At 65.6% G+C, this 25,964-nt stretch carries 24 protein-coding genes; 10 read left to right on the top strand and 14 right to left on the bottom strand.

The window, feature by feature from the left end:
* Positions 1-94 precede the first annotated feature (94 nt).
* Both DT070_RS03970 and DT070_RS03965 read right to left on the bottom strand, forming a co-directional pair.
* On the bottom strand, positions 95-1,081 hold the full coding sequence (locus DT070_RS03970; protein WP_122954242.1) for a response regulator: 987 nt from the start codon (positions 1,079-1,081) through the stop codon (positions 95-97).
* 56 nt (positions 1,082-1,137) lie between these two features.
* Positions 1,138-2,439 carry a sensor histidine kinase KdpD gene (locus tag DT070_RS03965; protein WP_122957240.1) on the bottom strand — a complete coding sequence of 434 codons (1,302 nt, stop codon included), beginning with the start codon at positions 2,437-2,439 and terminating at the stop codon, positions 1,138-1,140.
* A gap of 205 nt (positions 2,440-2,644) precedes the next feature.
* Between DT070_RS03965 and DT070_RS03960 the strand changes: the two genes are divergently transcribed.
* On the top strand, positions 2,645-3,313 hold the full coding sequence (locus DT070_RS03960) for a helix-turn-helix transcriptional regulator (RefSeq protein WP_122954241.1): 669 nt from the start codon (positions 2,645-2,647) through the stop codon (positions 3,311-3,313).
* An 86-nt stretch (positions 3,314-3,399) separates the two neighbouring features.
* Entirely contained in the window at positions 3,400-4,167 is a 768-nt protein-coding gene (locus tag DT070_RS03955) for a type III pantothenate kinase (protein WP_122954240.1), read from the top strand.
* 200 nt (positions 4,168-4,367) lie between these two features.
* Here DT070_RS03955 and DT070_RS03950 read toward each other — a convergent pair whose 3' ends face one another.
* Positions 4,368-5,897, bottom strand: coding sequence for a wax ester/triacylglycerol synthase family O-acyltransferase (locus tag DT070_RS03950; protein ID WP_122954239.1), 1,530 nt, complete (start codon positions 5,895-5,897; stop codon positions 4,368-4,370).
* A gap of 142 nt (positions 5,898-6,039) precedes the next feature.
* Between DT070_RS03950 and DT070_RS03945 the strand changes: the two genes are divergently transcribed.
* On the top strand, positions 6,040-6,294 hold the full coding sequence (locus DT070_RS03945) for an acyl-CoA-binding protein (RefSeq protein WP_092130100.1): 255 nt from the start codon (positions 6,040-6,042) through the stop codon (positions 6,292-6,294).
* 202 nt (positions 6,295-6,496) lie between these two features.
* Here DT070_RS03945 and DT070_RS03940 read toward each other — a convergent pair whose 3' ends face one another.
* From DT070_RS03940 to DT070_RS03905, 8 genes are read right to left on the bottom strand one after another with little or no spacing between them, the layout of a single operon-like run.
* A complete protein-coding gene (locus DT070_RS03940) occupies positions 6,497-7,471 on the bottom strand; it encodes a tripartite tricarboxylate transporter substrate binding protein (protein ID WP_122954238.1) in 975 nt (324 codons plus the stop codon).
* A gap of 49 nt (positions 7,472-7,520) precedes the next feature.
* On the bottom strand, positions 7,521-7,913 hold the full coding sequence (locus tag DT070_RS03935; RefSeq protein WP_122954237.1) for a VOC family protein: 393 nt from the start codon (positions 7,911-7,913) through the stop codon (positions 7,521-7,523).
* A complete protein-coding gene (locus DT070_RS03930) occupies positions 7,910-8,857 on the bottom strand; it encodes a hydroxymethylglutaryl-CoA lyase (protein WP_122954236.1) in 948 nt (315 codons plus the stop codon). Before DT070_RS03930 ends, DT070_RS03935 begins: the two co-directional genes overlap by 4 nt.
* The gene (locus tag DT070_RS03925; protein WP_122954235.1) at positions 8,854-10,110 is read right to left on the bottom strand and encodes a CaiB/BaiF CoA-transferase family protein; all 1,257 of its coding nucleotides are present in this window, start codon (positions 10,108-10,110) and stop codon (positions 8,854-8,856) included. Before DT070_RS03925 ends, DT070_RS03930 begins: the two co-directional genes overlap by 4 nt.
* A 33-nt stretch (positions 10,111-10,143) precedes the next feature.
* Positions 10,144-11,076: a LysR family transcriptional regulator gene (locus tag DT070_RS03920; RefSeq protein ID WP_122957239.1), complete on the bottom strand. Its 933-nt coding sequence runs from the start codon at positions 11,074-11,076 to the stop codon at positions 10,144-10,146.
* Positions 11,077-11,105: 29 nt separating this feature from the next.
* A complete protein-coding gene (locus tag DT070_RS03915; RefSeq protein WP_122954234.1) occupies positions 11,106-11,438 on the bottom strand; it encodes a polyhydroxyalkanoic acid system family protein in 333 nt (110 codons plus the stop codon).
* A complete protein-coding gene (locus tag DT070_RS03910) occupies positions 11,431-12,507 on the bottom strand; it encodes an aminopeptidase (protein ID WP_122957238.1) in 1,077 nt (358 codons plus the stop codon). Before DT070_RS03910 ends, DT070_RS03915 begins: the two co-directional genes overlap by 8 nt.
* Positions 12,508-12,563: 56 nt before the next feature.
* Positions 12,564-14,684, bottom strand: a complete 2,121-nt coding sequence (locus DT070_RS03905) for a molybdopterin-dependent oxidoreductase (protein ID WP_122954233.1) — start codon at positions 14,682-14,684, stop codon at positions 12,564-12,566.
* Between the two features lie 50 nt (positions 14,685-14,734).
* On the opposite strand from DT070_RS03905, the gene DT070_RS03900 reads away from it, so the two are divergent.
* Together DT070_RS03900 and DT070_RS03895 are read left to right on the top strand one after the other, a co-directional pair.
* Positions 14,735-15,886, top strand: coding sequence for an ABC transporter substrate-binding protein (locus DT070_RS03900; RefSeq protein WP_122954232.1), 1,152 nt, complete (start codon positions 14,735-14,737; stop codon positions 15,884-15,886).
* Between the two features lie 159 nt (positions 15,887-16,045).
* Positions 16,046-17,176 (top strand): ABC transporter substrate-binding protein, encoded by a 1,131-nt coding sequence (locus DT070_RS03895; protein WP_122954231.1) that lies wholly within the window; start codon positions 16,046-16,048, stop codon positions 17,174-17,176.
* A 55-nt stretch (positions 17,177-17,231) separates the two neighbouring features.
* On the opposite strand, the gene argE is transcribed toward DT070_RS03895, so the two are convergent.
* Positions 17,232-18,440: an acetylornithine deacetylase gene (gene argE, locus DT070_RS03890; RefSeq protein ID WP_122954230.1), complete on the bottom strand. Its 1,209-nt coding sequence runs from the start codon at positions 18,438-18,440 to the stop codon at positions 17,232-17,234.
* Between the two features lie 93 nt (positions 18,441-18,533).
* Here argE and DT070_RS03885 point away from each other — a divergent pair, with 93 nt between their 5' ends.
* From DT070_RS03885 to DT070_RS03870, 4 genes are all read left to right on the top strand, one after another.
* On the top strand, positions 18,534-19,400 hold the full coding sequence (locus tag DT070_RS03885) for a decaprenyl-phosphate phosphoribosyltransferase (RefSeq protein ID WP_122954229.1): 867 nt from the start codon (positions 18,534-18,536) through the stop codon (positions 19,398-19,400).
* Positions 19,397-20,365: a flippase-like domain-containing protein gene (locus tag DT070_RS03880; protein ID WP_228778581.1), complete on the top strand. Its 969-nt coding sequence runs from the start codon at positions 19,397-19,399 to the stop codon at positions 20,363-20,365. Before DT070_RS03885 ends, DT070_RS03880 begins: the two co-directional genes overlap by 4 nt.
* A 74-nt stretch (positions 20,366-20,439) precedes the next feature.
* On the top strand, positions 20,440-21,978 hold the full coding sequence (locus DT070_RS03875; protein WP_122954228.1) for a glycosyltransferase family 39 protein: 1,539 nt from the start codon (positions 20,440-20,442) through the stop codon (positions 21,976-21,978).
* 17 nt (positions 21,979-21,995) lie between these two features.
* Positions 21,996-22,613 carry an HAD-IB family hydrolase gene (locus DT070_RS03870; RefSeq protein WP_228778582.1) on the top strand — a complete coding sequence of 206 codons (618 nt, stop codon included), beginning with the start codon at positions 21,996-21,998 and terminating at the stop codon, positions 22,611-22,613.
* A gap of 58 nt (positions 22,614-22,671) precedes the next feature.
* Here the strand turns inward: DT070_RS03870 and DT070_RS03865 are convergent, their stop codons facing one another.
* The gene (locus DT070_RS03865; RefSeq protein WP_255416855.1) at positions 22,672-24,111 is read right to left on the bottom strand and encodes an MFS transporter; all 1,440 of its coding nucleotides are present in this window, start codon (positions 24,109-24,111) and stop codon (positions 22,672-22,674) included.
* A 137-nt stretch (positions 24,112-24,248) separates the two neighbouring features.
* Between DT070_RS03865 and DT070_RS03860 the strand changes: the two genes are divergently transcribed.
* Complete coding sequence (locus DT070_RS03860; protein ID WP_122954225.1) at positions 24,249-25,145, top strand: LysR family transcriptional regulator; 897 nt, start codon at positions 24,249-24,251, stop codon at positions 25,143-25,145.
* 92 nt (positions 25,146-25,237) lie between these two features.
* Here the strand turns inward: DT070_RS03860 and DT070_RS03855 are convergent, their stop codons facing one another.
* Positions 25,238-25,882, bottom strand: a complete 645-nt coding sequence (locus tag DT070_RS03855; protein ID WP_122954224.1) for an NAD(P)-dependent oxidoreductase — start codon at positions 25,880-25,882, stop codon at positions 25,238-25,240.
* Positions 25,883-25,964: the final 82 nt, after the last annotated feature.

Genomic DNA, 25,964 nt, shown 5'->3' with positions numbered 1-25,964 from the left:
AGCAATAGCCCTGCTATTGCGCGGATTTGCAACGCCGCCATGGGCAAAAAGACGCGGTTTTATGTACCGGATAGCGTGCAACACCACACCAGGGTCAATCTTGCACATCCCGATCGCCATGGGTGGCGATGAAGCGCTCGTGGCCCGCCATGAAACCGGGGCAAAAGGATTCGTGGATGGCGAAGATGGCGCCATGCAGCGGCGCAGGTTCGGCGGCGATGGTGAATGCCTGGCGCGGCTGGGATTTGTGCACGGCGCCCAGCGCCAGTTGAAGGTCGAGGTCGATAAGCTTTTTGCCCGCCCGGACATCCTGCACGGTGGGTGCGTCCCACCCTTGCGACTCGGCCATCTCTGCCAGCTCCGGCAGGTTGGCGGCCGGCTCCAGCTGCAGCCAGCTGGCGCGCCCCTTGTTGTCGAGCGCCAGCACGCCAAAGGGCGCACCGATGGCCACCCGCTCTATCCAGCCCTGCTGCAGTGCGAGGCTCTCCAGCGCCTGCGCCACCGGCGGGCTGCACAGAAGCTCGTGCTGCTCTCGCGACAGCGTGGCGCGCCAGGTCTGCTCATGCCGGGCGTCTGCCAGGTGCAGCAGGCCCTGGATGGCGTTGGTCAGCCGCAGCCGGATGTCGGGCGCCTGCTTGGGAATGAATTGCTCGATCAGGTTGCGGTTAAAGGCCGACACGGCCAGCTGCTCGTCGGCGCGGCCCGTGAGCAGCACGCGCGAGCCCGACCAGCCCGTGAGCTCGCTCAGTACGCGCAAGCCGCTCATCGCCGGCATGGAGTAGTCCACCACGCAGACCTGCGTCAGGGCAAAACGCGCCGTGCCGTCGTCGCGCCAGTACTTGAGGATCTGCGGGATCAGGGACTCGCCTTCGCGCCAGCGGTTGATGATCTCCTGCTGCCGCCATGCATCGGCCTCCCAGCGTGCCGGCTCCTCGAGCAGCGACTCGATGCAGGCCACCGGCCGCAGGAAGAGGCGCACATACCAGTCCAGCGGCATGACCTGGGCCAGCATTTCGAGGTAGTCCGGATCGTCATCCAGAAAGACCACGCCTCCCGGGCGGCGATAGAGTGCAAAGGACATGGTTGTCGTTCTATTGAAGAGTGTCAAAAGCAGTCACGTGCAAGGCTAGCAGGCTATCAGGTCGCAAGGGGCAGCTCAATTGTAAAAACGGCGCCCACGGCGGACTCCGATTTCACATGAATGCTGCCGCCCGCACTTTGTATCACTTGCTGGCAAAAAGCCAAACCCAGGCCGTGGCCCGTGCCGCGGTTGCTGGAAAAAAACGGCTTGAAGATCTGCGGCAGCAAGGCGGGGTCGACTCCCAGGCCTTCGTCGGCCACGATGATGCGGCCGTGCCCCTGAGCCTGCCCCACTTCAATGCGCAGGGCGCCCGGCGGGTACTTCGAGTCGGCGGCCATCAGCGAGTGCATGGCGTTCTTGATCAGGTTGTCCAGCACCTGGGAAAACTGGGTGGCGGAAGAGCGGAAGGTGAAGTCCTCATGGACCAGGACCTGCACGCAATCGCGCTGGCGCATCGACTGGAAGGGGTAGGCGGCCACCACGTCGTTGACCAGCCCGCCGGCCGGCACCAGCTCGGTGTGGCGCGGCAGCTGAAGCAGCCTGGCATTGGCGATCTGCGTGTCGATCTGGTGGTTCATGTTGCGCACCAGGATGTGCAGCCGCTGGGCGAGCTTGTCGAGCTGGGCCGCGCGCGGGTTGTCGGGCTGGCGTTGCACTTCCAGCTGGATCGCGTCGCCCAGCAGCGCGGCGGTCGACAGCGGCGTGCGCAGCTCGTGCGCCATGATCCCCATCGTCGTGAGGGTGTTGGAGAGTTGTTCGCGCCGCAGGTTGGCGGAAGAAAGCCCCAACAGCAGGCCCATGTTCATGCAAAAGGCAATGACCATCATGTTGGTGGTGAACTGCTGGCCCTCCAGCACCGGCACCTCGGGCCCGAACACCTGGAACAGGGCCCACGCGGAGAGCGCGCCGGCGACCAGGCCGATGGTGGCGATGCGCCAGTCGGTGACGAAGTAATAAATCAGGATCATGCCCGACACGCTGGCCAGCCAGACCGTATTGCCGCTGTTGCAAAAATACATCCAGCTGAACAGAAAAGGCAGCTCGAACCAGAACACGCAGGTGAAAACGGCGCCGGCGAGCGGGCTGGACGGATACTGGCTGACGGGTTTCCAGATCAGCAGGCAGCCCAGCAGGCTGGTGAAGCAACGCAGCCAAAGGTTCTCATAAGGCTGCGGCAGCCACCAGGCCCACACCAGGTAAAAAAGCGGATGCCCCACCAGGGTGAAAATCCCCAGGCCCTTCATGCGCAGCGGCGTGGGGTGCAACACCGGCACCAGCGGCGCGAGTATCAGTTCCTCGCGCAGCCACTGCAACAGGGGCCGTTGCGCGAACCACGAATTGAAACGAGCGCTTTTCACTTTAAAGTCTTCCCTGAACGTGCGGTCCTGGCGGATGATGCGGATGGCGCATTTGGCGCTATTGTCCTTGTACCGTCCCAATCGGGCCACCAACGATTTCACACTTCATGATGCAACATCGTTTGAGTTGACCTTGCCGGAGTTTCCGGGCAACCCGAGGGGGCGGATATTTGCGCCCCCACCATGAATTATGAAAGTGCCAGCAATGCAATTACCCGCCAACTTCGACAGCGTGAGCCTTGACGGTGTCGTCAGCGACTGGTTGGGGGTATTGCGCGAGTTTTCCGTCGAGGCGCTGATGGTGCTGGGCCCGGACCCTTTTGGCGGCCAGGAAGACCGCCTGGTGCTGGCCATCCACCCGCCGCGCCTGCTGGACGCGGCGGAGGCGCTGGCCGAGAGCCGCGACTTCGGTGCGCCCTGGCGGGACTCCGACGCGCCCCTGGTGGCCTGGCAGGACATCTCCAAGTCCGCCTTCGAGAATTTGGGCCGCTGGCGCCGGCTCTGGCTGGCGCACGGCTACCAGAGCGTGGTCCGCATCGCCTTCCCCCTGACGGTGGGGCGCGCCTTTGAGTGCTACCTCTTCAGCCCGCGCCAGTGGCACGACCGCAGCGAGGCGGCGCTGCTGGCCTGGTCGGCCCTGAACATCTGGCCGCTGCTCAAGCGCGCGCTGGCCGAGGCGCGCAGCCCGCTCAGCCCGCGCGAGCTCGAATGCCTGAGCCTGGCCTTCCAGGGCATGACGGCGCGTGAAAGCGGCGAGCGCCTGGCCTGCAGTGAGCGCACCGTCAACTTTCACCTCTCCAATGCCATGACCAAGCTCAAGGTCGACAACAAGCTGGCCGCCATCCAGCGCGCCTGCTGGTTTGGCCTGATCTGAGCGCGGGCAGCAACGGGCGGGCCCTACTGGAAAACCTGTAGACCCCTGTGCAAGGGCAGGCTTCAAACCTGTTCATAATCCGCCAAATGACCTTTCTAGCGCTTGACGTGGGTAATACCCGCCTGAAATGGGCCCAGTACGAAGCCCCTGTACCCGGGGCCAAGCTGCTGGCGTCTGGCGCGGTGTTCCTTGAGAACATCGACAAGCTGGCGGAAGAAGAGTGGGGCACCATGGCCCCGCCGTCACGCATCCTGGGCTGCATCGTCGCCGCCGACGCCATCAAGCGGCGCGTGGCCGAGCAGATGGAGCTCTGGGACGTGGCGCCGCGCTGGGTGGTGCCCAGCCCCCAGGAGGCGGGCCTGACCAACGGCTACGACCATCCGGCCCGGCTGGGCGCCGACCGCTGGGTCGCCATCATCGGTGCGCGCCACCGGCTGCTGGCGCGCGGCGTCAGCAAGCCCTGCGTGGTGGTCATGGTGGGCACGGCAGTGACCGTCGAGGCCATTGATGCCACCGGCAGGTTTTTGGGCGGCTTTATCCTGCCGGGCCACGGCATCATGCTGCGCGCACTCGAGTCCGGCACCGCCGGCCTGCATGTCCCGACCGGCGAGGTGCGCGACTTTCCCACCAACACCAGCGACGCTTTGACCAGCGGCGGCACCTTTGCCATTGCCGGCGCCATCCACCGCATGGTCGAGAACGTCACCCGCCACTGCGGTGAAACCCCCGAATGCATCATGACCGGCGGCGCCGGCTGGAAGATGGCGCCCAGCATGTCGGTGAAGTTTGAGCTGGTGGAAAGTCTGATCTTCGACGGCCTGCTGGCCATCGCCTCCCGGCGCTTCGCTGCCTGAACCTGCGGCCTCATATGTTTAAGCGTTTGAGGCCTCTAGCCAGGGCGGTTCCTTGGCTGGTAGCTATCAATTTAATAGCAATCTAGGTAAAACATCCCTTCCAGCAGGGGCCGCGGTCCGGCTTTGCCGGCCGCAAGGCGCCTGTCCCCTGCAAGGGGAGAGGGGGCTACACGAAGTGAGCCCCAACAGGGGTGTGCAGATTATTCTCCCCAGGGGAGCATCAGCGTCACGATAGAGAGCTTGGCGAATTCCGGCACAAACTCGTCAATGATGCGCTGCGGTTCCGGGCACAGCGTGCTGTCGGTGATCACGCCGAACTGCACGCCGCCGCCGTAACTCAGGATGGACACACCCAGGCCCACGTCGCCCGACTGCGGCACCCAGAACAGGCTTTGCTCCAGCGTCGATCCGCAGAACTTCAGCTTCTCGCGCGGGCCCGGCACATTGGTCATGACCGCCGTGGTCTTCTTGGCAAAGAGGTTGAGCATCACGTCCTGCGCCGGCTTGATCAACAGACCCGCCACCGCCAGCAGGCTGAAGGCCAGCAGCGGCTGGTAGCTGCCCTTGAGCGCGGCCATGCGCCGGCGCACCTCGTACACGCGCTCGATCGGGTTGTCGACGCCGATGGGCAGCACCAGCGGCACCAGGCCGAAGCGGTTGCCCAGCTTGTGCGCCTGGTCCATGGGGCGCAGGTTCACCGGCACCATGGCGCGGATCTCCTGGCCCGCCACATCGTCGCCGAAGGTTTTTAAATATTCGCCCAGGGCCCCGGCCACGCAGCTGAGCAGCACGTCATTGATCGAGCAGTTCAGCGCCTTGCCCACCGCCTTGACCTCGTCCAGCGGGATCGGCTGGCACCAGGCCACCTTTTTGGCGCCGCCGGGTTTGCCCTTGAGGCGGGTCTTGGAATCGTCGGGCATCAGCGCCAGCGCCGCCGAGTCAGACAGCAGCTGGAACAACACCTTGGCCATGTCGAAGGAGCCGCTCACGCCTTGCTCCATGCCCTTTTTCGGGTCGCCCAGCATGCCCAGCGAACGCGCCGCGCCTTCGCCCACGGCGCCCAGCGCCTTGACGGTGATGTCGGTAAACGGCTTGAGCAGCGTGTCGGCAATCCAGTCTTCCGCGCCCGCGGCGGGTTCCTTTTTGCGCCGCACGGGCGGCGGCGCACCGCCATCGACCAGCGACATGGTCACCGAAATCAGCGCAATGCCGTCGGCGATGCAGTGGTGGATGCGCACAATCATGGCGCTGCCCTTGACCCCGTCAGGCCCGGTGTAGTCCTCGATCAGGTGGATTTGCCACAGCGGGCGTTTCGGGTCCAGGCGCTGGGTGGCGAGCTCGGCCACGCGGTCCTGCAGGGCCTGCTCCTGGTTCGCCGACTTCGGCAGCTTTTCCGGCACCACATGGTTGGCCAGGTCGAAGTTGCGGTCCATCACCCAGGTAGCGCCGGCCGCGTCTTCCATCACGCGCTGCTTGAAGCGGTCGTACTTGAGCAGGCTGTTTTCAATGCGTTCGCACACCGCCGCGTGCTTGACGCCCGGCGCCAGCTGCCACACGCCCACGATCATCATGAGGTTGGCGTCGTTGTCCATGCGCAGCCAGGCCGTGTCGACCTTGCTCATTCGCTCGCCTGAAATACCCAGGGTTCCCGAGACGGCCCGCTTGACGTTCTTCTGGACGTTTTTTGCCACTTTGCGGCCTGCGGCCTGGGCGGTAACGCGTGTAACCATGAGCACTCCCGATGCAAAACTGATGCGAACTCACCCCGGATGGGGTAAGTTCCCTATTTTGAACGGAACGGTCTGGCTAAGATACCGGGCAGTTACCCCAAGCACCCTCATTGGTGACCCACTTCTAAAACGGAGATTCCACATGTCAGACCTGAAAGCCGCCTTCGACAAAGCCATGGCCGATTCGAAAAACCTCAGCGAGCGCCCCGACAACGCGACGCTGCTGAAGATTTACGCGCTCTACAAGCAGGGCAGCAGCGGCGACAACACCGACAAGAAACCCGGCTTCGGCGACATGGTGGCCCGCGCCAAGTGGGACGCCTGGAACAACCTCAAAGGCACTTCGCAGGACGATGCGATGCAGCAGTACATCGACCTGATTGCTGACCTGAGCTAAAACGCTCCTCCACAAAAAAGCGGCACAGTCCCGGCGCAATTTGCGCCGGACTGTGCCGCTTTTTTTGTCTTTAGAGGTAGTGGTGCAAGGAGAGTTTTCTCGAACCAAGCAGGGGCCGCGGAACCGGCTTTGCCGGGCCGCAGGCGCAGCGCCCCCTCGGGGGGCAGCGCAGCACACGAAGTGGCAAGCGTGGGGGCTCTATTTAGTCAGCCTTGATATTGGCCAACTTGACGATCCGGCCCCACATCTTGCGTTCGTTATCGCCCAGGGTGGCCAACTCGGCGCCGCTCATGACGACCGCTTTCGCGCCTTGCTCTTCGGCGCGTTTCTTGAAGCCTTCGGACTCCACCACCTGTTTGATCGCCAGCGAGAGGCGGCTTTGCAGGTCGGCGGACAAGCCCGTCGGCCCGTAGACCGCGAACCACGACGACGCCACCAGCGGCACGCCGGCTTCGGTCGCCGTCGGTACGTTGGGTTGTGCAGCCAGGCGGGTGCGGCCGGTCACCATCAAGGCCTTGAGCTTGCCCGCGCGGATGTGCGGCAGCAACGGCGGCGGTGTGGTGATGGTGAAGTCCACCGTGCCGGCCAGCAGGTCGTTCAGTGCCGGGCCGGTGCCGCGGTAAGGGATGTGCACCATGAAAGTCTTGGTCAGGTCCTTGAGCAGCTCGGTCGTCACATGCTGCAGCGAGCCGTTGCCACTGGAGGCGTAGTTGACCTTGCCGGGGTTGGCCTTGACGTACTTGATGAAGTCCGCGAAGTTGTCGGCCGGGAAGTTGCCGCGCACCACCAGCAGTTGCGGCGCGTCGATCAAATGGCCGAGCGGCTTGAGGTTGGTCGCCGGGTCAAAGCCGGGGACCGGCTGGATCAACGGCGTGATGCACTGGTAGCCGGAGTACTGCACCAGCAGGCTGGTGCCGTCTGCCGGGCCGCGCGCCACCATCTGGCCGGCGATGTTGCCGTTGCCGCCGCCGCGGTTATCCACGACCACCGAGGTCTGCAAAATCCTGCCGAGCGGTTCGGCCAGCATGCGCGCGGCGATGTCGGTGGTGCCGCCGGCGGCGGTAGGCACGATCAGCGTGATGGGTTTGCCGGCGAGCTGCGCGCGCACCGGGTTGAGCCAGGCGGCGGTGCTGAGCCCGGCAACGGTGAGCAGTGTTCTGCGGGAAATGAAAGTCATGGTCTTGTCTCCAGTCGTAGTTTTAGGGTTGCTTTTAAGGGTTGCGATTTCAGGCGGGTTCGGAAATCTCTATCAAATTCAGGTCGGGGTCGCGCACATAGACCGAGCGGATTTTTTGCGTGGCGCCGGTGCGCAGCACGGGGCCTTCGATGATGGGCCAGCGCTCTCGCTCAAGGCGGGTGATCACTTCGGCAAGGGGGCTGCTTGCCAGAAAGCACAAGTCCAGCGAACCCGGCACCGGCAGGTGGGCCTTGGGTTCAAACTCGCGGCCCTTGATGTGCAGGTTGATTTTTTGCTGGCCGAACTTGAAGGCCTTGCGTTCCACGGGCGGCGTGCCGCCGGTGAAAGTTTCCAGCGTCATGCCCAGCACGCGGGTGTAGAAGTCCACGCAGGCTTTTTCGTCCGATGTTGTCAACACCAGATGATCGAGATGCCTGATCACGCTGACAGTTCCCGCAGTTCCGCCACGTACGGCGGCGGTGCATGCAGGTCCGTGATGCGGCCGGCTTTGGCCACCTGGCCGGGCACTTCATGGCCGACGATGCCGGGCATTTGCCGCGCCACCGCCAGCAGTTTTCCGATGTCCATGCCGGTGTCGTAACCCATGGCGTCCAGCATGTGCACCGCGTCTTCGCTGCTGATGTTGCCGCTGGCGCCGGGCGCATAAGGGCAGCCGCCCAGGCCGCCCAGCGAGCCGTCAAAGCGTGTGATGCCGCCCTGCACGGCCGCCAGCACATTGGCCAGGCCCATGCCGCGTGTGTTGTGAAAGTGCAGGGTCAATTGCAAGCCCTCAAAGCGCCGCTGTAGCACTTCCACCATGCGGCTGACTTGCGCGGGGTGCGCCATGCCGGTGGTGTCGCAGAGGGTGAGGCCGCGCACGCGGTCTGCGCCAAAGGCCGCAAAACGGTCGCTCCAGCGCAGCACTTCTTCCTCGGCCACGTCGCCTTCCATCGGGCAGCCGAAGCAGCATGAGAGGGAAATATTGATGGGCGTGCGGCCATCGACGTGGCGGATCACGTCCGAGAGCGCGGCGAAACTTTTGTCGCGCGGCATGCGCAGGTTGGCCAGGTTGTGCGTCTCCGACACCGACATCACGAGGTTCAGCTCGTCGGCGCGCGACTCCAGCGCGCGCTCGGCGCCGCGCAGGTTGGGCACCAGCACGGTGTATTCCACACCGGGCACGCGGCGTATGCGGCCCATCACCTCTTCGGCATCGCGCAGCATGGGGATGGCCTTGGGCGAGGTGAACGAGGTCACCTCGATCTTGGCGTAACCGCATTCGCTCAGCGCATCGACCAGCGCGACCTTGTCGCCGGTCGGGATAAACGCCGGTTCGATCTGGAAGCCGTCGCGCGTGGCGACCTCATTGAAGAAAATCCGCTTCATGGTGTTCCTGAATCCTTGCCGGCCACGATGCCTTTGTCTTTCAGCGCCTGAATCTGTTCGGCCGAGAGCCCAATCTCGCGCAGCACCGCATCCGTGTCCTGCCCGACCTGCGGCGCATTGCGGCGGTGCCCGCCTGGCGTGCGCGACAGCTTGGGCACGATGCCGGGCACGGCCAGCAGGCTGCCGTCATCCATCTGCACTTCATCGAGCATGCCGCGCGCCGCGTAGTGCGGGTCTGCGGCGATGTCGGCCACGGTGTAGATGCGGCCCGCCGGCACCGAGACTTTGTCGAGCGCCGCCAGCACCTCGTCCACTGTGAGGCCCAGGGTCCACTCGCCAATCGCCGCATCAATTTCGGCCACGCGCGCCACGCGGCCTGCGTTGTCAGCCAGCGCCGGGTCGCTGCCCAGGTCATTGCGGCCAATGGTGGCCATCAGCCGTTTGAAGATGCTGTCGCCGTTGCCGGCCACCAGGGCATAGCCGCCGTCCTTGCACAGGTAGGCATTGCTGGGCGCGATGCCGGGCAGGGCGCTGCCGGCCGCGCCGCGCACCGCGCCGAACGCGCTGTATTCAGGCAGCAGGCTTTCCATGCAGTTGAAGACCGCTTCATACAGAGCTACGTCAATCACCTGGCCCTTGCCCGAGCGCTGGCGCTCCTGCATCGCCAGCAGGATGCCGATCACGCCGTGCAGCGCGGCCAGCGTGTCGCCGATGCTCACGCCGACCCGCACCGGCACGCGGCCCGGTTCGGCCGTCAGGTGGCGCAGGCCGCTCATGGCCTCGGCCACCACGCCAAAGCCCGGCTTGTCGCGGTAGGGGCCGGTCTGGCCGTAGCCGCTGATGCGCAGCATGATGAGGCGCGGGTTCAGCGCCAGCAAGTCGTCAGGGCCCAGGCCCCAGCCTTCCATGGCGCCGGGGCGGAAGTTCTCGATCAGCACATCGGCATCGACCGCGAGCTGGCGCACGATGGCCTGCGCCTCGGGGCTCTTCAAATCCAGCGCCACCGAGCGTTTGTTGCGCGACTGCACCTGCCACCAGACCGAGGTGCCGTCTTTGAGCAAACGCCATTTGCGCAGCGGGTCGCCCGCGCCCGGCGTTTCGATCTTGATGATGTCGGCGCCGAAGTCTGCCAGCGTCTTGGCGGCGAAGGGGCCGGCAATCAGCTGGCCGAGCTCCAGCACTTTCAGCCCGGCGAGCGGGCCTGGCGCGGGAGGGACGGTAGACGCCGGAAGGGATTTTTCAGGGGAGGGCATGGGCGGCAGTGTGCCGCCGCCGGCTGGCCCCGTCTATTTGCGCTTTGAGGCCCTGGGTTTCGCGTTTTGCGAAGGCGGGGACAAAAAATCCACTAACGAGGCAACGCCCGCATCCGGCTGGCCCGCCATGGTGGCCGTCAGCAGGCGGCGGCTGGCCCAGGCGTCGGCCAGTGGCCGCCAGCTGAGCTTCATGCTTTTGACCATGGGCAGTGTCGCGGCCTTGGGCAGGATGGCCACGCCCAGGCCCGAGGCCACCATGTGGCACACGGCGTCAAAGCTGCGCACCTGCATGCGCAGCTTGAGCGGCCGGTTGGCGGCCAGTGCGGCTTGTTGCTGTTTTTGCAGCATGGCGGCGCCGGCGGTCAGGCTGATCCATTCTTCATCGAGCGCATCGACAAAGGCCAGCGGCGTCTTGCCCGCCAGCATGTGGCCTGCCGGCAGGATCAGCACGAGCTCGTCTTCGCGAAAGAGCCGTGTATCCAGCCCCGTGGTGTCGGGCCCTTCCACAAACACCGCCACGTCGGCCCGGCCTTCGCGCAGCGTGGCCGCCACGGCTTCCGACACCTGCTCTTCCAGGTCGATGTGCACCTGCGGATGCAGCTCGCCATAGCGCGCCAGCAGCGGCGGCAAGAACTGGCTGATGGCGGCGCTGCTGGCACACAGGCGGATGTGGCGCGCGATGCCGCGCCGCAGGTCGGCCAGCTCGCCGCCCAGTTGCTCCATGGTCTGCAGCAGCGTAAGGCCGTGCTTGACGAACACGCGCCCGGCCGCGGTGGGCAACAGGCCGCGCGGGTGGCGCTCAAACAGCGCTTCGCCCAGCGCGTCTTCCAGCTCGCGGATGCGCCGGCTGGCCGCGGCCAGCGCCAGGTGCGAACCGCGCGCCGCGGCGGTCAGGCTGCCGGTTTGCGCGCAAGCGACCGCCAGGCGCACCGACACCAGGTCAAAACGGGCGAGGTTGTAGCTCACGGGCGGCACCCCCGAACGTCAGCGGCTTTTCAGGCGGCCTTCTTTTTGGCGGCGGCTTTTTTGGCCGCGGGCTTTTTCGCAATCAGCGTGTCCAGGTTCTTCACGATCTCGCCTTCGATCTTGTCCTTGAAGGCGCCCAGCAGGAAGCCGAGTTTGGCGTTGAGGTCGAAGCTGTCCTTGGTGACCGCCAGCGTGCCGCTGACGCCCGAGCGGCTGAAGCTCACCAGGTCTTCGGTCTTGCCCTCTTCATACGTGCACTCCATGTCGAACTTTTCTTCGACCTGCTCGGCCCACTTGAAGGCGATCTTGCGTGCTTCAAGAAGGCCCAGGGTGTGTTCGCGCTGGATGTGGATGTCAGCCATTCGGTGTCTCCGTGTTGTTGTCGGTGTTGTTGGTGTTGGTCGTTTGCAGTGCCTTGCGCCGCTCTTCCCTGGGCAGGCCGGCCAGTCTTTTCACCGCATCATAAAACCGTTGCCAGTCGCGGCCTTCGCGCTCGAACAGCGCCTCAAAGCCGGGCACCAGTTCATCATAGGCGGCCTGCGCGCCAAAGGCCGCGTTGTTGGCGCGCGCCACCCAGGGGTCGTAGCCGGCAAAGCCGCCCCACGAGGCCTTGAGCTTCGCGTACTCGTCGCGAAACCGCTGCATTGCTATCGATTTCATAGCTGCTTGCCCAGGAATTGCCTGGGCTGGAGCCGTATTTTGTTCATAAACCGCGGCCAGCTCGCGCCGCGTGGCCAGCGCCAGTGCGCGGAACTGCCGGCGCCGCCCGTCGAACACGGCGTAGTCCTGGCGGGCCTTTTCGTTGCCGCGCAAGGCCTCGCTGTCCAGCCAGCGCTGGCCGCCCAGGCGTTCAACGGCGGTGGCGAAGGACTCGTTGAACATGGTGTCGTCCTTGACGTAGACCACCTGGTGCGAGAGCTCATGAAAGATCAGCCGCGCCAGCTCGCCCTCGGGGTAGCCGATGAAGGTGCTGAGCAGCGGGTCGCCGCCGGCCCAGTTCATCCAGCCCAGCGTGGAATAGGCCGGCACGCCGTAGACGCTGACTTCCAGGCCATCGGCCTTGAGTTGCTCAGCCTCGGCGCGCGCCTCGGCTTCGTTGAAGTAGCCGCGGTAGCCGACGCAGCCGGTGACGGGAAAACACCAGGTCTTGAGCGTGAGCGAAAACTCGGGCGCGGCCACCACGTTCCACACCACGGCGCTGCGCTGCAGGTCGGCGTAACGGCGGTAGCTGGGGTTGTCGGGCAGCTTGAGCTCCGTCACCGCAAAGTTGCGGATGCGCTGCGCCAGCGCCAGCCGGGCCTTGAGCTGCCCGGATGCGTGGGCGTCGCCCAGCAACTCATCGACCGGGCGCGCCGCGTTGATCATCTGCAGGTGGCCGCTGACGGACTGCCAGTAGTAGCCCAGGTCCGCACAGCCGCCCAGGCCCAGCATGGCGGCCAGGGCCACGGCAAGGGTTCGTTTGGCCGTGGCGGGCTTCACGTCGGCCCTCAGGCAGCCCCGGCTTCGCGCTGCACTTGCACCAGGCAGTCATAAAACACCGGGCCGCGGCCCATGTCGGTCAGGTGCTGGCTGGTGAGTTCGTTGACGTTGGTGCCGTCCAGGCCCAGCTTGCGCCACCAGATGCCCATGCCGTGGACCACACCCGGGCGCGCCCGCGCCGAGACCTCGGCCTTGACCCGGTATTCGCCGCGTTCATTGAACACCTTGACGATGGCGCCGCTGGTGATGCCGCGCAGCGCGGCATCGTCGCTGTGGATTTCCAGCAGCGGCTCGGTTTCGATGTCGCGCAGGCTTTTCACGTTGACGAAGGTGGAGTTGAGGAAATTGCGCGCCGGCGGCGAGATCATGGCCAGCGGGAATTTCGCCGACGTGCCGGCCGCCTCATGGTTGGGCAGGTGGTCGGGCAGGCCGCCCATGCCGGCCGCGGCCAGGCGCTCGCTGAAGAACTCGCAGCGGCCGGAGGCAGTCGGGAAGTTGCCGTCGGCAAACGGCGCATCGGGCAGCGCCAGCGTGGTAAAGCCGGTGTCCAGCAGTTGCTGGAAGTTGACCTTGTCGCCAAAGGTCGCGCGGCACAGCTGCTCGTCGCTGTCGGCAAAGCAGGGCTCGGTGTAGCCCATGTGGGCAGCGAGCTCGCGGAAGATCTGCGTGTTGGTCTTGGCATTGCCCATGGGCGCGATGGCCGGGCGATTCAGCAGCACGTCAGTGTGGCCGTAGGCGCTGTGAATATCCCAGTGCTCCAGCTGGGTGGTGGCCGGCAGGATGTAGTCCGCGTAGTCGGCCGTGTCGGTCTGGAAATGCTCCAGCACCACGGTGAAAAGGTCTTCGCGCGCAAAGCCCTTCACCACCTTGCCCGATTCAGGCGCGACGGCCACCGGGTTGCTGTTGTAGACGATCACCGCTTCGATCTTGGGGCCGAACTGCTTCGATGCCGGCTCCAGCAGGGCGTTGCCGATGGTGCTCATGTTGATGGTGCGCGGCTGGCGGCCCTTGAGCAGGTCAGGCCGCTGCAGCGCGGCCCGGTCGACCGGGAACAGGCCTGAGCTGCTGAGCAGCACGCCGCCGGCGCGGTGCCGCCACGCGCCCGTCAGCGCCGGCAGGCAGGCGATGGCGCGCGCCGCGTTGCCGCCGCCGCGCACGCGTTGCATGCCGTAGTTCAGGCGAATGGCGGCGGGCTGTTTGTTGACCATGCATTCGCCGTATTCGCGGGCCAGCGCGCGGATTTGCTCCGCCGGCACGCCGCAGACACCAGCGGCGCGCTCGGGGCTCCACTGCAGCGCGCGTTCGCGCAGGCCGCCTTCGGGGCCCTGCCAGCCCAGCGTGTGCTGCGCGATGTAGTCGTGGTCCAGCCAGTCGTGGGTGATCAGCTCGTGCATCAGCGCCAGCGCCAGCGCCGCGTCGGTGCCGGGCAGCAGGGCGATGTGTTCATGGCATTTTTCGGCGGTCTCGCTTTTGCGCGGGTCTATGCAGATCAGCCGGGCGCCGTTGCGTTTGGCCTGCTGCGCATAGCGCCAGAAGTGCAGGTTGCTGCCGATGGAGTTGCTGCCCCAGATGATGATGAGCTTGGACTCGGCAAAAAACTCGACCCGCATGCCGACCTTGCCGCCCAGCGTTTGCGTCAGCGCCTCGCCGCCGGCCGACGAGCAGATCGTGCGGTCGAGAAAGGAGGCGCCCAGCTTGTTGAAAAAACGCCCCGCCATGCTTTCGCCCTGCACCTGGCCCATGGTGCCGGCATAGCTGTAGGGCAGGACGGCTTCGGGGTCGCGCGCGGCGATGGTTTTGAGGCGCGCCGCGATGTCGGCCAGCGCCGCCTCCCAGCTCACCGGCTCGAACTTCCCGCTGCCTTTGGGGCCGCTGCGCTTGAGCGGCTGCAGCAGGCGCTCGGGGTGGTAGGTGCGTTCGGTGTAGCGCGAGACCTTGTTGCACAGCACGCCGCCGGTATGGGGGTGGTCCGGGTTGCCCTGCACGCGGGTGGCGACGCCGCCTTCCACCGTGGTCAGCAGCGAGCAGGTGTCGGGGCAGTCGTGGGGGCAGGCGCCAAGCACCTGTGTGGGGCTTGATCCCTGACTATCAGGGTTAGCGATAGGGGAGATGCTGATGGTATTGCTCATGGTTCAACTCTATATTGACAGTCATCGGGGCATCCCGGGGGAGACACATCATGACAACAACAAAACGTGGAATGCGCGCAGTCCGGGCCGCCGCCAAAATCACCATGGTAGCGGCCCTGGCCGTCCTGGCGGCAACAGGGGTCAAGGCGCAGGACGGCATCAGCAAGACGGCCATCACGCTGGGGCAATCGCTGGCCGTCACCGGGCCCGGCACCACGCTGGCCACGCCGTTTGGGCAGGGTGCGCGCCTGTATTTCGACCGCGTCAATGCCGGCGGCGGCATCAACGGCCGCAAGATCGAGCTGACCACGCTGGACGACGCCGGCAACCCTGAAACTACCGCGGCCAACACCAAAAAGCTGCTCGACCAGAAGGTGTTTGCCCTTTTTGGCTACTACGGCTCGCCGCAGGTCACCGCCGCGAATCCGCTGCTCAAAGACACCGATGTGCTGCTGTTTGCCCCCATGGCGGGCGCCGACGAGCTGCGCGGCTCGCTCTACCCCAATGTGTATTCAGTGCGGCCCGGCTATTCGGAAGAAGCCGCGGTCATCACGCGCCACGCCGAGACCTTGGGCATGCGCAAGCTGGCCATCCTGCACGGCAAAGACCTGGAGTCGCTGGCGGCGCTGGACTCGGCCGAGCGCACCATGGGCGGCCTGGGCGCCAATCTGGTGGCCAAGTCGCCGCTGACAGGCGGCAGCATCGCCACCAGCGTCGACCAGGTTCTGGCCAAAAAACCTGAGTCGGTGCTGGTGATCAGCGACGCCTCGGGCGCCGCCAGCGCCATACGCGACCTGCGGACCAAGGGCTTTCGCGGGCCGATCTACGGCTTTTCCACCACCGGCGAAAGCCTGCTGGCCGAGCAGTTGGGCGCGGCCGGCGCCGGTGTGGTGGTGGCGCGGGTCACGCCCAAGTCGGACAACGCCAAAAGCGTCCTGGTGCGCGAGTTGCAGGCAGACGCCGCGGCCGCCAAACTCAAATCCAATGTCTACATGCTCGAAGGCTATATCGCCGCCTGGACTTTCACCGAAGCCCTGCGCAAGGCCGGCAAGGACCCGACCCGCGCCAAGCTGCGCAAGGCGCTGGACACCATGCAGGACCTGAACCTGGGTGGTTTTCGCCTTCACTTTGACGGTGACCGCGTGGGCTCCAAGCTGGTCGAACTCAGCCTCATTGATGCGACAGGGCGGGTGCGGGAGTAAGCGAAGGCTGGCGGCACTGTTGGCTAAATGCCGCAAAAGCTGGCAATTTGCTGGCAATATGGCCGTTTGGGCCGCCAAAACAGTGATAAATCTTACGAATACGCTTTCGGTTGGTGATGATGAACACACAAGCGCAAGCTGCATTGGGAGAATCACCGCATGAAACTTACTCGCAGAACCTTCTCCACCGCCGTCGGCGCGTCCATGCTGGGCGCTTTTAACATCGCCCACGCACAGACTGACAAGATCATCCTGGGCCAGTCGGCGCCCTTTACCGGGCCGGCCGCACAGCTGGGCATCCAGTTCTACCAGGGCGCGAAAGTCTATTTCGACCAGGTCAACGCGCAAGGCGGCGTCGGCAAGCGACTGATCGAAATCCGCAACCTCGATGACGGCTATGAGCCTGACCGCTGCGCTGAAAACACCCGCAAGCTGATCGCCGACGATGTATTTGCGCTCTTTGGCTACATCGGTACGCCCACCAGCGTTGTTGCGCTGCCGCTGGCGACGAAGGACAAGGTTCCCTTCATCGCCCCGTTCACCGGCGCCATGGCGCTGCGCGAGCCGTTCAACAAGTACGCCTTCCATGTGCGCGCTTCCTACAACGATGAGACAGGCCTGATCGTCAAGCAGCTGACCGCCCTGGGGCTGAAAAAAATCGCCGTGTTCCACCAGAACGATGCCTACGGCAAAGCCGGCCTGGACGGCGTGGTGCTGGCGCTGGGCGCGCAGAACCTCAAGCCGGTGGCGACGGCGACCGTCGAGCGCAATTCGGTCGATGTGGCCAAGGCCGTGAGCACGCTGGTCGCCGCCGGCCCTGATGCGGTGGTGCAGATCGGCGCCTACAAGGCCTGCGCGGCGTTCATCCGCGAGGCCCGCAAGGCCGGTTACGGCGGCACTTTCTACAACGTCTCTTTTGTCGGCACGCAGGCGCTGGCTGACGAGCTGGGCAAAGACGGCGCAGGCGTGGTGGTGTCGCAGGTTATGCCTTCGCCCTACAACACGGCCCGCCCGATTGCGCGCGAGTTTGTCGACGCCGTGAAGGCCGCGGGCAAGGACGCGCAGATCAACTTCTCCAGCATGGAAGGTTATGTGGCCGCCCGGGTGCTGGTGGACGGCCTCAAGCGAGGCGGCGCCAAGATCAGCCGCGAGTCGCTGATTTCCGGCCTCGAAGGCATGGGCACCCAGTCGCTCGGCGGGTTCTCGGTGTCGTTTTCGCCGACGGACCATGTGGCGTCGAGTTTTGTGGAGCTGTCGATGCTCACAGGTGACGGCCGGGTCAGGACCTGATCGCGAGGCGGTACATCCTCGTCAAAAAAGCCCGGCTTGCCCGGGCTTTTTTGATTCAGGCGATCTGCCGCGTGGCGATCAGCCCACGCATGAAGTCCTGGCAACGCGCCAATTGCTCCAGGCTGACAAATTCATCAGGCTGGTGCGCCTGGTTGATGCTGCCGGGGCCGCACACCACGGTCGGAATGCCGGCGTCCTTGAAGAGGCCGGCCTCGGTGCCGAAGGCGACCAGCGTGGTCTCTTTGGTGCCGGCCAGGCGCTGCGCCAGTTGCGTCACCGCGTCGCCGGCCGAGCCCAAAAAGGCGGGCACCTCACAAATCGTCTCAAAACTGAAGCCGGCGTCGGGCGCTATCTTTTTCATAGCGGGCTGTGCACGCTCCGCGTAGGCTACGACCTCTTTTTGCATTGAATGCGCGTCGGCGGTGGGCAGGTTGCGGAACTCATAACGGAACTCGGCGTCGCGCGGCACCACGTTGTCGGCAATGCCGCCGTGGAACTGCCCGACGCTGGTGGTGCTGAAGGGCACGTCAAAGCCTTCGTAACGCGGCTCGTTGGCCTCAAACCCCTCGCCCATGTCGCGCAGCTTGCCGATGACGCGGGCCGCCATCTCGATGGCGTTAACGGACTGCGGCGTGAGTGAGGAGTGCGCCTCCTTGCCGCGCACGCAGCATTTGTAGCGGTACACGCCCTTGTGCGCCGTGGCCGGCACCATGCTGGTGGGCTCGCCGACGATGCAGGCCAGCGGCTTGATGCCGGCGTCTTTCATGTCGGCAATCAGCTCGCGCACGCCCAGGCAACCGACTTCCTCGTCATAGCTGAGTGCCAGGTGCACCGCAAACGGCGCCTGGCTGTGGATGAAATCCCCGGCGTGCGCCAGCGCCATGCCGATAAAACCCTTCATGTCGCAGCTGCCGCGGCCGTAAAGCCGGCCGTCCTTCACGGTTGCCGACAGCGGGTCCAGCGTCCAGTCCTGCCCGTCCCAGGGCACGGTGTCGGTGTGGCCTGACAGGATGACGCCGCCCGGTTTGCCCTCGCCCAGCGTGGCGAAGAGGTTGGCCTTGGTTTTGCCGGCATTGGTGGTGATGCGGCTGGCCACTCCGAGTTTTTTGAGCTCGTCCCGCACAAAATGGATCAGCTCAAGGTTGCTGTTGTCGCTGACCGTGTTCATGCGCACCAGGGCCTGGATCAAGGCCAGGGCGTGGGGTGAAACGGCGGGCAGGGTTGAGGGCGTGGGGTTGAGGGTGGGGGAGGGTGCGAAAGACATGCCCTCATTCTGGCCGTATTCGGGGATGTCCGTTGCCTGCCCGTCAGTTATGCTTGAAGCCCGCTTCCCCACGGGGTGTTTTCCCCCTTCCCGATGACATCTTCGTCCTCCTCACCGCTGGCCTTGATCCGGCTCATGCGGCCGCACCAGTGGCTGAAAAACGCCTTCGTGTTTGCCGGCCTGGTCTTCAGCCAGAACTGGCAGGACACCGCACTGGACCTGCGCGTTTTCTACGCCTTTGCCGCGTTTTGCTGCCTCTCAAGCATGGTCTACATCATCAACGACTGGCACGACCGTGCGAACGACGCGTTGCACCCCACCAAACGCCACCGGCCGCTGGCCAGCGGCGCGGTGTCTGTACCGGTGGCGCTGGTGCTGGCCGCGCTGCTGCTGTTCGCGGGCCTGCTGCTGGCCGCGGGCAACCGAACGCTGCTGGCGCTGCTCGGCGTGTATGCGGTGCTGAATCTCGCCTACTCGTGGCGGCTCAAGCAGGTGCCGGTGGTCGATGTGTCCATCATCGCCTCGGGTTTCATGCTGCGGCTGCTGGCCGGCACTGTGGCCGTTGGCATCCCGCCGTCGCGCTGGCTGCTGCTCACCGGCATTTTTGTGGCGCTGTTCCTCGGGTTTTCCAAACGCAAGGCCGAGAGCTTTCATGAAGAGGCCAGCCAGCGCGCCGTGATGGCGCACTACCCGCCGGCCCTGCTGGACACCTTCATGGCCGTCACCATGACCGCCACGCTGGCCACCTACAGCCTGTTTGCCACCAGCCCCGAGGCGCAGCTGCAGCACGGCGAGCGTTTGCTCTACACCGTGCCGGTGGTGATCTTCGGCATGCTGCGCTACACCTACCAGGTGCACCGCGGCCGTGGCGAAGACGTCGCGCGCGACATGCTGCGCGACCCCTGGATCCTGGCCGCCGGCGTGCTGTGGCTGGCCATCTTCCTGAGCCGCCGTTTGTGAGTTCCGGCGACCATCCCGCCAACACCGTGGCCGCAGCGCCCGCAGCAGGCGGCCTGCCGTTCAAGCGGCTTTTGCTGGTGCTCGGCGTAGTGGCCACGGCGTACGCAGCCGTGCTGCTGGTCTGGGGCGACAGCCCGCAAACCTCACTCGCCTTGCTCTGGTCGGCCACCGGCGCGCAGGCCGCGGGCCTGTGCCTGCTCAATTACCTGCTGCGCGGCCTGCGCTGGCGATTCTGGATGGCGCACTACGGGCGCCACTTCGGCGCGGTGCAGGGCCTGCGCCTTTACCTGGCCGGCTATGCGTTTACGCCTACGCCCGGCAATGTCGGCGAGGCGGTGCGCGGCCTGATGCTGGCGCGCCAGCCGCTGGGCGCGGCGCAAAGCCTGGCCATCTTCGGCGCCGAGCGCCTGGCCGATCTGCTGTGCCTGCTGCTGCTGTGCCTGCCGGCGCTGGCCTGGTTGCTGCGCCACGGCGCGGTGCAGTCGGCGCCCGCCTTGCTGGTGGGGTTGCTGGCGGCCGGTGCTCTGCTGGTGATCCTGGCCGTCGCCTTGCTCTTTCTCTACCGTGAGAAGCTTTTTGCCCGCTTTGCCTGGCTGCGCGAGGCCTGGCATTGCCTGGCGGTGCGGCCCTGGTTGTGGTTCGGCCTCACGCTGCTGGCCTGGGCCGCGCAGGGCCTGGCCGTATGGCTGGTGTGCCGCGCCATGAATGTGCACATGGAGTTGCTGACGGCCACCGGTTTTTATGCCGTGGCCATGGTGGCCGGCGCGCTGTCGGCCTTGCCGGCCGGCCTGGGCGGCACCGAGGCCGTGCTCACGGGCCTGCTGGTGGCGCAGGGCGCCACGCCGGCGGTGGCCTTGTCCGTCACCGTGCTGGTGCGGCTGCTGACGCTGTGGCTGGCCGTGGGCATTGGCGTGGTGGCCTTGCTTTATAGTGCGGCCATCCGCAAGGAAATCAGCTTTCGCTAGGCCCCTCTTTCCCGCCTTTGCTGCCTTCGCCCCTCTTGCCGGGGCCGCCCACGATTCCCCCAGTTTCCAGTTTCATGCCCCAGAACCACGACACCGCCGCCTTTCCTGTTTCACTGAGCCGCTGGCTGCTGGCCGCCGGCCTGCTCTCTTTGCTGCTGCGGTTCTGGATCGCCGTCACTTTTCCGGTCACCGGCGACGAGGCCTTCTTTTACTGGTGGGGCGTGTACCCGGATTGGGGCTATTCGGACCATCCGCCCATGGTGGGCTGGCTGATCGCGCTGATGCGCGCCACGCTGGGCGACAGCCTGTGGTCCATACGACTGCCGATCGTGCTGCTGCCGCTGGCGCTGGGCGCGGCGCTGTGGTGGGCATTGAAGCCGGTCGATAAAGTACGCGCCGCCTGGGCGGTGCTGTTTTTCTGGCTCGCCCCGCTCAACTGGCTCAACACCCTGATCACCACCGACACGCCGCTGATTCTCTGGTCGGTGCTGTCGGTCGCCGCGCTGATGCGCGCCGAGCGCCGCGCGCAGGCCGACCGCGCCGCCTACGGCCTTTATGCCCTGTCGGGTTTCTTTTTAGGTTGCGCGTTTCTTTCGAAGTATTTCTCGGTGGTGCTGGGCTTCACCTACTTTGTGTACTTCATGCTGTACCGCCGCGACCGGCTCGCCGGCTTTGCGCTGCTGGTGCTGTGCGCCTTGCCGGGTCCGGCCATCAACATCGCCTACAACATGTCGCACGGCTGGTCCAACATCATGTTCAACGTGTACAACCGCAATGAAGATGCGGTGTTTGAATGGCGCAAGCCGCTCACCTACATCGGCATGATGGTCTACCTCATCACGCCCGTAGCGGTGTGGATGGCCTTCAGGTATCGCCAGGCGCTGGCGGCTACGGCGCGCTCGCAGCGCCTGCTGGCCTGCCTGGTGGTGGTGCCGCTGGTTTTCTTTGCGCTGCTGTCGGCCAAAAAAGTGATCGGCCTGCACTGGGTGCTGTCGTTCTACCCCTTCGGTTTTGTGTTCCTGGCGTTTGCCCTGCCTGCCGACAGGCTCAAGGCCTGCGCCAAGGGCCTGGCCGTGTTTGCCGGCCTGCATGTGCTGGTGGTCGCGGGGCTGTACATGACCTCGCTCGACAACTGGCGCAGCACCAAGCTCTATCCGCAAATCATCCGCAGCTACAAAACCGCCGAGATGCTGCAGCAGGTGACCGTGCCCGGTGCGGTGCTGATGGCCGAGGCCTACACGCCCGCGTCGATTTTCGGTTTTGAGCGCCGCCAGTACATGCCGGTCTTCGGCTCCGGCAAGTTCCATGCGCGGCAAGACGACATGCTGGTCGACTTCTCGCTCTACCAGGGCAAAACGATCCGCATCATCGTGGCCGACCCGCCGAAGCTGGAAGAATTTGCGCCTTACTTCGAGTCGGTAAGTGCGCTGAGCTTTGAGCAAAGCGGCGTGCCTTTTTACGCGGTGGAAGGCAAGGGCTTTAACTACCCCGCCTACCGCGAAGGCGTGCTGGGCGTGGCCTTCAAGCGCTACTTCAATATTCCGAGCTGGCTGCCCATGACGGGCTGCCCCTTCTGTGAGCGTTACTGCGGCCAGGTGCGATGCCCGAGGTAAGCACCCCAGACGCACCGGTGATTGCTGCCTTTGACTTCGACGGCACGCTGACCCGGCGCGACACGCTCATTCCATTTCTCGTGCGCGGCCTCGGTTGGCCGCGTTTCTTGGGGGCTCTGCTGCGCTGCTCGCCCTGGCTGGCCGGCTACGCGCTGCGCCTGCTGCCCAACAACATCGCCAAGGCAAAGCTGCTGCAGGCCACGCTGGCCGGCCGCAGTGTGAAGGAGATGGACGACTGGGCCACGCGCTGGTTCGCGCAAGACTTCCCCGGCCAGTTGCGCGATGACGCCATGGCGCGGCTGGCCTGGCACCAGCAGGCCGGGCATTGCTGCGTGATGGTGAGCGCCTCGCCCGATGTTTACCTGCCGCGTGTGGCGCAGCAACTGGGTTTTGATGCGCTGATCTGCACGGAGATGGAAGTTGAAGGCAGCCGCCTCACCGGCCGCATGAAGACACCGAACTGCCATGGTGAGCAGAAAGTGGTGCGCTTGCGCGCCTGGGCGGCTGAACGCTTTGGCGCGGCGGGGCTGGAGGGCGCCACGCTCTATGCCTATGGCGACACCTCCGGCGACAAGCCCATGCTGCGGCTGGCGCAGCACGCCTGGTACCGGGGTGTGCCGTGGCCGGGTGGCTGATGTCTTGAATGAAATCGGCCTCCAGCCCAATCAGGGTATAGGCATGTTGCTCCTGAATTCATAGCAAAACCGTACGGCGCGTGACAAGTGCCCGGCTTGCCGCCGCGATAGCCAGCGAACAGGCGATCAGCGCCGCCGCCACGCCAAACGTCACTCCCATGCCGGTGGCCACCGCTTCAGGTTCCGCCGCCGCAATGTCCACCGCGCGCGAGGCCCACGCAAACACCGCGCCCATGACGGACGCCCCGGTGATCAGTCCCAGGTTGCGCGACAGGTTGAGCAGGCCCGAGACCACGCCCCGCTGGTCCGCCGCGACATCGCCCATCACGGCGGTGTTGTTCGCCGTCTGGAACAGCGAATAGCCGACGGTCATCACCACAAGCGGGGCAACATAGCCTGCAACGCCCAGCGATGCCGGCAGCATGGACAGCACCAGCGCGCCGGCCGCAATCCCGACCAGCCCGGCGATCGTCATGCGCTGCGCACCAAAACGGTCGGCCATGCGGCCCGCAGGCATGGCGGCCAGCGCGGCGGCCAGCGGCCCGGCCGACAGGGCCAGTCCCACCACCGCAGCGTTGAGCCCCAGCGCACGCGAAAGGTAAAACGGCCCCACCACCAGCGTCGCCATCATCACGGTGGAGACCAGTGCGCTGATCACCAGGCTGGCGCTCAAGTCAGGCTGGCGGAACATCGCCAGCTTGACCAGCGGCGTTGCGACCTTTGATTCGGCCAGCACAAAGAGGCCGGCGCCCAGGGCAGCCGCCGCCAGCAAGGCCAGGTTGAGCGCGCCGAAGTGGCCGCGACCCGTCGTCACCGCCAGCGCATAGGCCGCCAGCGTCATTGCGAGCAGCCCCGTGCCCAGCGGGTCGAAGCCGGCGCGGCGTGTGTCGGGCCGCGGGCCATCCACGGGCAGGCAGCGCTGCGCCAACCCAAAAGCCGCGACGCCCAGCGGCACATTGACCAGGAAGAGGGCGCGCCAGCCGGGCCCGGCCACCAGCAGGCCGCCCAGCGAGGGGCCGAGCGCGGTGCCCATGGCCGACATGGTCCCCAGCAAACCCATCGCGCTGCCGGTCCTGGCCTTGGGCACCGTCTCGCCGACAAACGCCATGGTCAGCGCCATCATCAAGGCCGCCCCCGCGCCCTGCAGCGCGCGCGCAACAAGCAGCCAGCCGAGTGTGGGCGCTAACCCGCACAGCACTGACGCCGCCGTGAACAGCGCGATGCCGGCCAGCAGCACACGCCGTCGGCCCATCAGGTCGCCCAGCCGCCCGGCGCTGACGATCAGCGTGGTGATGGCCAGCAGGTAGGCCAGCACGATCCACTGCACCTGCTGGAAGCTGGCGCTGAAGGCCTCGGCCAGGGCCGGCAGGCCCACATTGGCGATGCTGGTGCCCAGCGAGGACAGCAGCATGGACAGCGACAGGCTGGCAAGCGCCCAGCGGGCGACGGGGGTGAGCGGTGGGTCGTTTTCGCCAGTTTTTGTGTTGAGTGAGGTCACTTGAATTCCCTTCCTGGAGCCCCGAAAAGGAGCTGCTTCAAGCGTAGTTCTTTGGCTGGAATGGCGGAAGGCGCAGCATTTGCAGCTTATTCATGCGTTTGACGCCATGCCAGGCGCAATTGCGGTATGGTCGGCCCATGGCAATGCCCGATTTCAACCTGCTGGTGACCCTGGACGTACTGCTGGCCGAAGGCAGCGTGGCGCGCGCCGCCGAGCGCCTGCGGCTCAGCCCCTCGGCGATGAGCCGGGCGCTGGCGCGCCTGCGTGAAACGACGGGCGACCCGTTATTGGTCAGGGCCGGGCGCGGCCTGGTGCCCACGCCGCGTGCGATTGAACTGCGCGAGCGGACCCGCCAGCTGGTGGAAGACGCCGAGGCGGTGTTGCGCCCCGCCGGCAAGCTCAATTTAAAACGGCTGGTGCGCACCTTCACGCTGCGAACCCGCGAGGGTTTTGTCGAGAACTTCGGGCCGGCGCTGATCGCCCGCGCCGGCAAAGAGGCGCCCGGCGTGACGCTGTGTTTTGTGCAAAAGACCGACAAGGACAGCACGCCGCTGCGGGACGGCGCCGTCGACCTGGAAACCGGCGTGGTGGGGCAGGGCGCCAGCCCGGAGCTGCGCGCGCAGGCACTGTTTCGCGACCGTTTTATCGGCGTGGTGCGCACGGGGCATGCGCTTAGCGAAGGCGAGATCACGCCCGCGCGTTACGCCGCGGGCCGGCATGTCGCGGTGTCGCGCCGCAGCGAAAGCCAGGGGCCGGTGGATGTGGCGCTGCAGGAAACGAACGCCGGGCTGCAGCGTCAGATCGCCACCGTCGTGTCCGGCTTTTCAGCCGCCCTCGCGCTGGCTCGCGCGTCGGACCTGATTGCGACCGTGCCCGAGCGCCACACCGGCAACCTGCGCGGCGGCATGCACAGCTTTGCCTTGCCGTTCCCGATGCCGGAGATCACGGTGTCCTTGCTGTGGCACCCGCGGCTGCACGCCGACCTGGCGCACCGCTGGCTGCGCGAGTGCGTGCGGGATGTTTGCGCGGACTGAAACTTAGCCGGCAAATCCGCCCGCACCCTCGATTGCTATATTTTTAATAGCTACCAGCCAAGGCGGCGATTGGGCTGGAGGCCGATTTGCCTTTAATTCGCCGCGGTGAAGCGGCGGCGGATATGTCGGGCCTGCTCGATCTCGTCCACGATGGCAACGGCCAGGTCGGCGACCGAGATGCCGGCGGGTTTGTCGCCCTGGCCGGGCAGCAGGTCGTCGGCGCCCAGGCGGTATTTGCCGGTGCGCTCACCGGGCGCCAGGCCGATGGGGGGCGAGACAAAACTCCAGTCCAGCGAGGTTTCCAGCTTGAGCTGGTTGAGAGCTTCACGTGCGGCCAGTGCGCCCTGTTTGTACTGCGGCGGAAATTCCGGCGTGTCCACCAGCTGCAGGCCCGGCGCCACATAGAGGCTGCCCGCGCCGCCCACCACCAGCAGGCGCTTCACGCCGGCTTGCTTCACACCGTCGACGATGGCTTTGCTGGCCTGCAAATGCACGTCGTGAATTTTCGGTTCGCTCCAGCCCGGGTTGTAGGCGCTGATGAGGGCGTCATGCCCGGCTGCGGCTTTGGCGACCTGCTTCGCGTCCAGCGCATCAGCGGCGACCACGGTCAGGCCCGGCTGCGCGGCAAGCTTGCCAGGGTTGCGGGCCAGCACGGTGACCTTGTGGCCGCGGCTCAGCAGTTCGGAAAGGATGGGGGCGCCGACAAAACCGGTGGCGCCAATGAGTGCGATGTTCATGGAATTTCCCTTGGTGGATTGAAGAAGCCTTTAGTTTGATTACTTCACAAGAAGTTGAATAGACTGCAAAATTGGCTAACAC

This window comes from Polaromonas sp. SP1 (genome assembly GCF_003711205.1).
In the GTDB taxonomy this organism is placed as follows: Bacteria; Pseudomonadota; Gammaproteobacteria; order Burkholderiales; family Burkholderiaceae_C; genus Polaromonas.
Note: the sequence above shows the minus strand (reverse complement) of the source record. Positions and strands in the feature narration are given on the sequence as shown.

Bases quoted from the DNA above. Each gene is read 5' to 3' on its own strand.
- DT070_RS03950 (WP_122954239.1), bottom strand. From the start codon at position 5,897: ATGGTTACACGCGTTACCGCCCAGGCCGCAGGCCGCAAAGTGGCAAAA.
- argE (WP_122954230.1), bottom strand. From the start codon at position 18,440: ATGTCTTTCGCACCCTCCCCCACCCTCAACCCCACGCCCTCAACCCTG.
- DT070_RS03940 (WP_122954238.1), bottom strand. From the start codon at position 7,471: ATGACTTTCATTTCCCGCAGAACACTGCTCACCGTTGCCGGGCTCAGC.
- DT070_RS03855 (WP_122954224.1), bottom strand. From the start codon at position 25,882: ATGAACATCGCACTCATTGGCGCCACCGGTTTTGTCGGCGCCCCCATC.
- DT070_RS03970 (WP_122954242.1), bottom strand. From the start codon at position 1,081: ATGTCCTTTGCACTCTATCGCCGCCCGGGAGGCGTGGTCTTTCTGGAT.
- DT070_RS03915 (WP_122954234.1), bottom strand. From the start codon at position 11,438: ATGGCTGACATCCACATCCAGCGCGAACACACCCTGGGCCTTCTTGAA.
- DT070_RS03895 (WP_122954231.1), top strand. From the start codon at position 16,046: ATGAAACTTACTCGCAGAACCTTCTCCACCGCCGTCGGCGCGTCCATG.
- DT070_RS03925 (WP_122954235.1), bottom strand. From the start codon at position 10,110: ATGCCCTCCCCTGAAAAATCCCTTCCGGCGTCTACCGTCCCTCCCGCG.
- DT070_RS03960 (WP_122954241.1), top strand. From the start codon at position 2,645: ATGCAATTACCCGCCAACTTCGACAGCGTGAGCCTTGACGGTGTCGTC.
- DT070_RS03905 (WP_122954233.1), bottom strand. From the start codon at position 14,684: ATGAGCAATACCATCAGCATCTCCCCTATCGCTAACCCTGATAGTCAG.
- DT070_RS03930 (WP_122954236.1), bottom strand. From the start codon at position 8,857: ATGAAGCGGATTTTCTTCAATGAGGTCGCCACGCGCGACGGCTTCCAG.
- DT070_RS03910 (WP_122957238.1), bottom strand. From the start codon at position 12,507: ATGCTGGGCCTGGGCGGCTGTGCGGACCTGGGCTACTACTGGCAGTCC.
- DT070_RS03875 (WP_122954228.1), top strand. From the start codon at position 20,440: ATGCCCCAGAACCACGACACCGCCGCCTTTCCTGTTTCACTGAGCCGC.
- DT070_RS03860 (WP_122954225.1), top strand. From the start codon at position 24,249: ATGGCAATGCCCGATTTCAACCTGCTGGTGACCCTGGACGTACTGCTG.
- DT070_RS03955 (WP_122954240.1), top strand. From the start codon at position 3,400: ATGACCTTTCTAGCGCTTGACGTGGGTAATACCCGCCTGAAATGGGCC.
- DT070_RS03945 (WP_092130100.1), top strand. From the start codon at position 6,040: ATGTCAGACCTGAAAGCCGCCTTCGACAAAGCCATGGCCGATTCGAAA.
- DT070_RS03885 (WP_122954229.1), top strand. From the start codon at position 18,534: ATGACATCTTCGTCCTCCTCACCGCTGGCCTTGATCCGGCTCATGCGG.
- DT070_RS03900 (WP_122954232.1), top strand. From the start codon at position 14,735: ATGACAACAACAAAACGTGGAATGCGCGCAGTCCGGGCCGCCGCCAAA.